11 protein-coding genes are annotated in these 7377 nt (G+C 59.0%); 3 read left to right on the top strand and 8 right to left on the bottom strand.

Translation table 11 applies throughout. The features are described from left to right. A partial coding sequence (locus QT222_RS10210) for a bacterio-opsin activator domain-containing protein (protein ID WP_491477105.1) occupies positions 1–932 on the top strand: 932 nt, incomplete at its 5' end. Here the strand turns inward: QT222_RS10210 and QT222_RS10205 are convergent. The 8 genes from QT222_RS10205 to QT222_RS10170 form a co-directional block, all read right to left on the bottom strand. Continuing rightward, positions 929–1321: a response regulator transcription factor gene (locus QT222_RS10205; RefSeq protein ID WP_491477104.1), complete on the bottom strand. Its 393-nt coding sequence runs from the start codon at positions 1319–1321 to the stop codon at positions 929–931. The genes QT222_RS10210 and QT222_RS10205 overlap by 4 nt on opposite strands. 85 nt (positions 1322–1406) lie before the next feature. After that, on the bottom strand, positions 1407–1613 hold the full coding sequence (locus QT222_RS10200) for a DUF7835 family putative zinc beta-ribbon protein (RefSeq protein WP_004057017.1): 207 nt from the start codon (positions 1611–1613) through the stop codon (positions 1407–1409). Between the two features lie 101 nt (positions 1614–1714). Continuing rightward, a complete protein-coding gene (locus tag QT222_RS10195) occupies positions 1715–2095 on the bottom strand; it encodes a helix-turn-helix domain-containing protein (RefSeq protein WP_014732297.1) in 381 nt (126 codons plus the stop codon). A 178-nt stretch (positions 2096–2273) separates the two neighbouring features. Next, positions 2274–3320: a sulfite exporter TauE/SafE family protein gene (locus QT222_RS10190; protein WP_179955374.1), complete on the bottom strand. Its 1047-nt coding sequence runs from the start codon at positions 3318–3320 to the stop codon at positions 2274–2276. Then, the gene (locus QT222_RS10185; RefSeq protein ID WP_491477103.1) at positions 3317–3466 is read right to left on the bottom strand and encodes a DUF7512 family protein; all 150 of its coding nucleotides are present in this window, start codon (positions 3464–3466) and stop codon (positions 3317–3319) included. Before QT222_RS10185 ends, QT222_RS10190 begins: the two co-directional genes overlap by 4 nt. A 538-nt stretch (positions 3467–4004) precedes the next feature. After that, on the bottom strand, positions 4005–4469 hold the full coding sequence (locus QT222_RS10180) for a YeeE/YedE family protein (protein WP_491477102.1): 465 nt from the start codon (positions 4467–4469) through the stop codon (positions 4005–4007). Next, a complete protein-coding gene (locus QT222_RS10175; RefSeq protein ID WP_004057012.1) occupies positions 4466–4957 on the bottom strand; it encodes a YeeE/YedE family protein in 492 nt (163 codons plus the stop codon). The genes QT222_RS10180 and QT222_RS10175 overlap by 4 nt, the downstream gene beginning before the upstream one ends. Then, a complete protein-coding gene (locus QT222_RS10170) occupies positions 4958–6145 on the bottom strand; it encodes an MBL fold metallo-hydrolase (protein ID WP_491477101.1) in 1188 nt (395 codons plus the stop codon). Positions 6146–6414: 269 nt separating this feature from the next. Between QT222_RS10170 and QT222_RS10165 the strand changes: the two genes are divergently transcribed. Both QT222_RS10165 and QT222_RS10160 read left to right on the top strand, forming a co-directional pair. After that, a complete protein-coding gene (locus QT222_RS10165) occupies positions 6415–6666 on the top strand; it encodes a sulfurtransferase TusA family protein (RefSeq protein WP_491477100.1) in 252 nt (83 codons plus the stop codon). After that, positions 6663–7244: a DsrE/DsrF/DrsH-like family protein gene (locus QT222_RS10160; protein ID WP_491477099.1), complete on the top strand. Its 582-nt coding sequence runs from the start codon at positions 6663–6665 to the stop codon at positions 7242–7244. The genes QT222_RS10165 and QT222_RS10160 overlap by 4 nt, the downstream gene beginning before the upstream one ends. Positions 7245–7377 lie beyond the last annotated feature (133 nt).

Below are 7377 nucleotides of genomic sequence, written 5' to 3'. Positions count from 1 at the left end.
GCGACGGCTACATCTTCGACCGCATCTCCGACGAGCACCGAGCCGCGATGTTCGGAGCACGCGCGAGCGACCTCGGCGATATCTCAGCGCTCTGTGTCCCAATCGTCTACCGCGACACGGTGTATGGGGCACTCGTCGTCTACGACGAGGCGAGACAGTTCGACGACGAGTCGGCGGCGCTGTTCTCAGACCTCGGCGCAACGGTCGGAAACGGAATCAACGCGGTCCAGAGCAAACGCCTTCTCAACGGCGACAGCGTCGTCGAACTGGAATTCCAACTCGAACGAGATGCCAGTACCCTCGCGGCGGTCGCAGCCGACCTCGGATGCACTCTCTCGCTCGACGGTGTGACCCGCCTCGATGACGAATTAGCTTGCTTCGTCACTGTGGGCGGTGTATCGGGTACTGACGCGGTTGAGGTAGCGGCCAAATACACTGATGTCTTGCGAGCGCGCATCGTTTCCGATGGCGGCGACGAGGCCGTCTTGGAGCTCCGAATCGACGAAGAGGCAGTTCTGGCGACCGCAATCGACCATGGCGCGAGCGTCGATCGACTGGAACTCACCGATGGAAACGGAACTCTAGTGCTCCACGTTGCAGCCGACGCAGACCACGGAGCCATCGTCGAAGCAGTCACGAAATCGGTACCCGGTGTCTCCGTCCTCGCAAAGCGGGAGGTCGAACGGGCGGTCCAATCTGCGGACTCCTTCCGGCGAGAACTCGATTCGAAGTTGACCGACCGACAGAAGACTGTCCTCGAAACCTCGCTCGTCTCGGGGTATTTCGAGTGGCCACGTGGGAGTACGGCCGAGGAAGTCGCGGACTCACTCGGTATTTCACCGCCGACGCTTCACGAGCACCTTCGAACAGCGGAGCGAAAGCTCATCGAGACGTATTTTGACGAGATAGCGCCGCGTTCGGCGGACGACTAATCGACTGTCGCTTCGGGAGCATTACCGACGAATCGAGCGACTGCGTCGAAAAGTTGCGTCTTCGTGACTGGTTTCGTGAGCGTGTCGTCAGCGGGGAGATCGGACAGTTCGGAGTCCGGCATTGCACTCAACATAATGACTGCGAACGCATCTGACTCGGCTTGTCGGTGGAGTTCGTTGAGGACCGACTCACCCGAGAGACCGGGGAGGTTTCGGTCGAGAAAGACGACATCAACGTCGCCGTCGAATGCTTGGAGGGCCTCGCGTCCGGAGTAGGCGACCCTGACGTTATATTGTCGTTCGAGCCACAGTGCGAGGCTGTCAGCGAGGGCTACCTCGTCGTCGACGAGGAGGACAGTCGGCGCGTCTTTGGGAGTAGCTTGTGTCATCTCTCGAACCGGTGGTGCGTCGAGGGCGCCTGTTTGCTGGCGGGGATTGGGTTGATTGGCTGCCAATCAACGGTAGGAGGTGCGTTCACGCGTCGTTCATGCGCTGGGACCGAGTGTCGCCGCACCGCGTACACTGTGCCACGCGGTACGGTTCACGGGAGAACTCACGGTTCTCACGTTTTCGGCTCTCGGTCTTGATTTCGATAGAGACGTCGTGAGGGGTCCGTGACTCACACGAGGGACACTCTTCGACGAACTCGTTGTTTCGGGGACTGCTTTTACTCTTCGACATAGAGCGGTCGTAACAAAGGCTATGAACTGGATGTGGTTGAATACGGAACCTAATCGATTTGGGCCGGGAGAATATCCGCCGTGTTGTCGGCCGATTCGAAGTTATTCTGCGGCGAGAATCTTCTCGTCGTACTTGTCGCGGAACTCCTGAATGAGCGTACCCATCTGCGCGTACCAGTCGTTGAGCATCCGCTGCATGTCATCTGCGACTTCGTTGGGGTCGGTGGGGTGGTAGACGTGGTAGTAGCCGCCGTGTTCGTAGTTCACCTGCTCTTTCTGAATGAGCCCCGCCTGAAGGAGTCGCTGGATTGAGCGGTACGCCGTCGACCGCTCGCGTTCTACGGCGTCGGCAACTTCGTCGACGGTCAGATGATCCTCGCTTTCGACGAGAATCTCGAAGCACCGTCGGTCGAGCTGCTTGAGTCCGTGGAGACATTCGAGGAGCCCCTCACACTCCATGTCCGATTGCAGATATTCGACCATCGAACTAGCCATTATCAACTCGGGCTACGGGGTCAGCACTCAAAAGGGTTTGTATGCTTTGCACAACACCGGGAGAAAAGCGGAGTCCTGGTACGGCTGATTCGAGTTCGATGCGAGTGCGGTCGTCGCCGATGCGAGGAACGTAGTCGAAGCGTGTGTTCGAAGCGGGGAGCGACGATTAGTCCGCCGTGGACGTACCGGCGCTCGACGGCGCACGAATGGACTTGACGGCGCTGTAGAGCACCGCACCGGAGACCATGAGCGCGGACCCGAGGATGAGCGCGAGGCTGACGTAGTCGAGTACGCCCATACCGAGGTAGTTTCCGGCCTGGCGGACGGCGACTGCGAGCGCGCCGAGCAGCAGCATCAGTCCGAAGTAAATCTTGATTTCGTCCTCGTCGACGATGGAGGTCGCAGCGGACCCGATACGGGCACCGAGCGCAGAGCCGGCCAAGAGGGGTGCGACGATAGAGAGGTCGACACCGCCGGATTGGGCGTAGAGGAACGAGCCGATACCGCCCGAGAACATAATCTCGAACAGGTCGGTCCCGACCGCGATTGGGACCGGGACGCCGATGAGGTAGAACAGCGCGGGCATGCGGATGAAACCGCCACCGACGCCGAGGAACCCCGAGAGCAGACCCGTTGCGAACGCGACGAGAAGAATCATCCACAGCGAGACCTGAATCCCGCCACGGAGAGTAATCATCGGCGGCAACGAGTAGCTCTGAATCTTCTTTGCGATTTCGGGGATGTCGTCGGCGTCGATTTCGGCGTCCGCGTCGACATCGTGGCTGACGCCGCCGTCGTCATCGCCGCCTTTCAGCGCCTCGTACGTGACGAACAGGCCGATACCGCCGAGCAGCAGGACGTACGTGACGCTGATGATGTTACCGGCGAGTCCGAGTTCTTCGAGGTAGAGGACGATTTCTTTCCCGACTTCGAGACCGACGGTGGTCCCGATAATCATCGAAACGCCGAGTTTGTAGTCGACTTGCCCGAGGTCACGGTGTTTGAGCGTCGCGATGACGGAGGTCCCGAAGACGAAGGCAAGTCCAGACCCGACAGCCACGCGCGAGGGGTATCCCATCACGAGGAGTGCAGGCGTTACGAGAAACGACCCACCCATGCCGAAGAACCCGAACAGAACACCGATGAGGACCCCAAACGCGACGAAGAGGCCCAGCATTCCGGCCGAGATTCCGAATAGCTCAAACACGGTTATTCACCACCGATGAGCCTCTGGACGGACGGTCCGAGCGCACGAGTCAACGCACCATAGCCGACGTACAGCACCATCGCCTCGACGAGTACGACGCCGACGAGGACCGCTGCCTGTGCGTTACCGGCCAGACTCTCGATGCCGAACATCTTACCAGCACCCCGTGGGGCGTCCAGTGTATATTGTACGAATCATACTTTCTTGTACAGTGCTGGCTAACCGGAGTGAGAATATAACGCTTTTGGGAAAACTATACAAGACCATATTGGAGTTGGATTTGTATAAGTTATCTATTGGACACAGAAATACCGTAAGAGTAGGTAATATTTGTATCTCAGAGTATTACAAACATATATGGCCGCTATCTATGACAGAATAATAAATCATTTCTTGTACAATACTATTATGAGGCATTACCACCCGAACACGAGGTGAGACAATTCTACGGTTACATCTGTTGCGGAAGCCACGACATGAGCCCGTGACGGGGGATTGCAATGGGCTTCGTGACGGAGATTTCAATGAACTTCGTGACAGAGATTACGACGAAAGCTCCCGACGCGTTCCGGCGTGACGGTAGCAAAGTGGCTCACCCGAGGGAGAGGTGACAGAGTCGGGTGAATCTACGACCGAAAGATTCCGAAAAACGAAGCGATAGTGAGCGAAACGGGTTCGCTGTGGGCCGTTTCAGTCGGCCGAGGTGCTGCGAGCAGCGCTGTCGGCGCGACGAGCGCGCCACAGCCCTTGCAGGTACGCACCGGCGAACATCCCGCCGATGGCGATGAGAATGGGATAGTTGCCGACGCCGAGGCTGGCGTACGCAGCCCCGGGGCAGATGCCGGAGATACCCCAGCCAGCGCCGAAGATGACGCCACCGACGACGACGTTCTTGTCGAACGATTTCAGTCGGCGACCGTAGTTACGGCCGGTAATCGGCGCGCGACTGTCGGACGCTTCGGCGAGCGCGAAGACGATTCCGGTGACGACTGCGGCTCCGCCCATGACGAAGAGGAGTCCGAAGTCGTCGAACTGGAGGAAGTCGAGGACGACCTCCGGTCGGGCCATGTTGCTCAGTCCGAGACCGAACCCGAATATCAGACCGCCGAGGATGACGACCAACAGGAACCCAAGTCCGCGTCCGTCGTTACTCATGGCGACACACCCAGTGCACTCAGGAGTTGTGCGACCCCGATGGCGACGAGCATGAAGGTGGCGACGTTGACGAGCGAGGTTCGCGAGCGCGAGCCGACACCACAGACACCGTGGCCGGACGTACACCCTTTCCCGATACGTGTGCCGATGCCGACGAGGACGCCGCCGAGGGCGAAGCGCCACGGTTGGACCTCCGAGACCCACCAGCCATCACCGAGTGTGACGGTGTAGAGGGCGGCCCCGGAAACGATGCTCAGGGTGAAGACGACGCGCCAGTTGCGCGATGCGACGTACTTCGCCTTGTTGAACCGTGGGAGGTCGGAGACGTACGACAGTGTCGATTCGAGGAAGGTGCTCGCACCTGCAGTGATGCCCGTCCCGAGGTAGATGATGGCCGTCCCCAGACCGATGAGGAAACCACCGAGCGCGTAGTTCGCAATACCGTTCGGGAAGAGGCTGTCGACGAGGAGCGGCGTCAGACCCGTCATTTAGTTCGTCAAGGCTTCGTTACTTGCCGCGCAGTTGTTCGGTCCGAGTTCGAGTTCGAACGCACGGTCGTCGTCCGACTCCTGGACGCCAAGGTTGGTCTCGATGATGTCAATGTAGTTAGCCGGCCGTGGCGGCATGTCCGAGAGGATGAATTCGACGAACTCGTCGCGGTTCATGTGCAGTGCGTCCATCGTAGCCGTGAGTTCCCCGAGGGTCGCGGTGTAGCTACCGTCGGTGGCAGGGGTTGCCGCGTCGCTGAAGTGTGCGGACGCGACGAGGAAGTCGTCGTCGTGCGAAAGGATGCGTTCTTGGAGCGAATCGTAGAGCATGCCCGCGGCATCGGGCGCGCCTTCGTCGCCGTCTTCGAGGTCGGGGCGAGCAACGGACTCGATGAACAGGCCGTCACCGGTGAAGAGCACGTTGTCGACCTTGTAGGTCGTCATGCCGGTCGTGTGGCCGGGCGTGTAGATAGCTTCGATGTCCGTGTCGCCGACGGTCAGCGTCTCGCCGTCCGCGATGGTCTCGTAGTCGGTGTCGTAGTCGACGCCACGGGCTTCTGCGGCTTCGGGGATGACGCCCGTAACGCCCGCATCTTCGACCAGCGTGCGGACACCGCTGATGTGGTCCGCGTGGATGTGCGTGTCGATGGCGTACGTCAGTTCCGCGCCCAGCGCCTTCGCGTCGGCAACGTATTCGTCGGCGAAGTACCGAAGCGGGTCGACGACGGCGGCTTCGTCACCGTCGACGATGAGATAGGCGAGACACCCGCTGGATGGGCGCTGGTATTGCGCGACGACGGCGTCGCCGTCGGTCTCCAGTTCGGTGTACTCGTAGACACTTGCCCAGCCGTTCATCCCGCGTTCGAGGGCGACGGCATCGTATCCCTCCTCGATGAGTAACCCGGCGACGTACTCGGAAGAGTGGCCTTTCGCACAGAGGACGACGAATTCCTCGTCCTCCGGTAAGTCTTCAAATAGTGACTCGTCGAGGTCCTCGTCCATGAACTCGAAGTACGGAATGTTGACGTGCGAAACGTTCTCGCCATCGATGCGCCAGTCCTCGTGTTCGGAGGGAACCCGATTGTCGAGAATGGTAAGCGTCTCACCGTCGTCGATACGCGACTTGAGTGCTTCGGGTTCGATGACGGGCACTTCGACGTCGAGTTTCGGCAGATCTGGAACAGCCATGTATTCATCACCCACTATTGGATGTCCAGACTTAAGGATTTGGGTAGTCGTTCCAAATTATCACAAGACTATCTGCCTCGTGAGTATCCGGCTCAGATGTATAGCTGTGTATCGGTGGGCGTATAATCTAGCTTAGACGACGTTATTCCGGCCATTATGGGCAATATAATAGCGAGAGTTTGATATTGTATTGTCATCCCAAGAATCGACAAACTTTTACGAAGCACCATTATATTGTGGGATGCACCCAACACAGGTGAACTCGAAATATGAGTGAATACGAACCTACCGATACCCTCGACGTGAAAGGACTGTCCTGCCCAATGCCCGTCGTCAAGACCCGCGGTGCGGTCGACGACCTCTCCGGCGGTGAGATTCTGGAAGTCGTCGCAACCGACTCGGGGAGCATGAGCGACCTAAAGGGATGGGCCGACACGACCGACGGCGTCTCGATGCTCGACCAAGAAGAAGCCGAGGAAGGAGGCGAAGCGGTCTTCCTCCACTACATCCAGAAGGAATGAGCTCCGACGCTGACGCGCCCGTCGACACGACGACCGCCTCCGTCGAAGACCTTCGGGCACAGATACAAGCCCTCGAAGCGGAGGTTTCGGACCTCCGCGAGGCGACCGACGACAGCGGACAGAAGTCGATGACCATCATCGCAACGAAAGGGACCCTCGACATGGCGTATCCGCCGCTTATCCTCGCGAGCACGGCGGCCGCGTTCGGGTGGGATGTCGTGGTCTTCCACACGTTCTGGGGGCTCGAAATTCTCCACGAGGAGAAGTCGAAGAACCTCAAACTCAGTGCGGTCGGCAATCCGAGCATGCCGATGCCCAACGCCGTCGCCGCATTGCCCTTCATGGATAACGTCGCCACGAGCATGATGGAAAAGAAAATCAAAGAAAACGGGACCGCAACCATCGAGGAACTCATCGAGACGTCCCTCGATATGGGCGTCGACCTGCAGGCGTGTCAGATGACCATCGAACTGATGGGCTACGACGAAGACGAGTTCTACGACGGCGTTACGACCGGCGTCGGCGCGTCGACGGCCCTCCAACACATGGCCGACGCCGACGTGCAACTCATGATTTAGCGAGGTTTCTTTCTCCCATCAACTTTCCATTCCTCGGTACCCTATCTCACCATGCCATCGTTTTCGAACTCTCACAGTGGACTTCGAACCCTGAAAAAGAACGGTTACTAGGTCTGTTCGTGCTCGTTCGGGT

This window comes from Haloferax sp. s1, from assembly GCF_058382125.1.
This window is presented reverse-complemented; position numbering and strand designations above follow the sequence as displayed.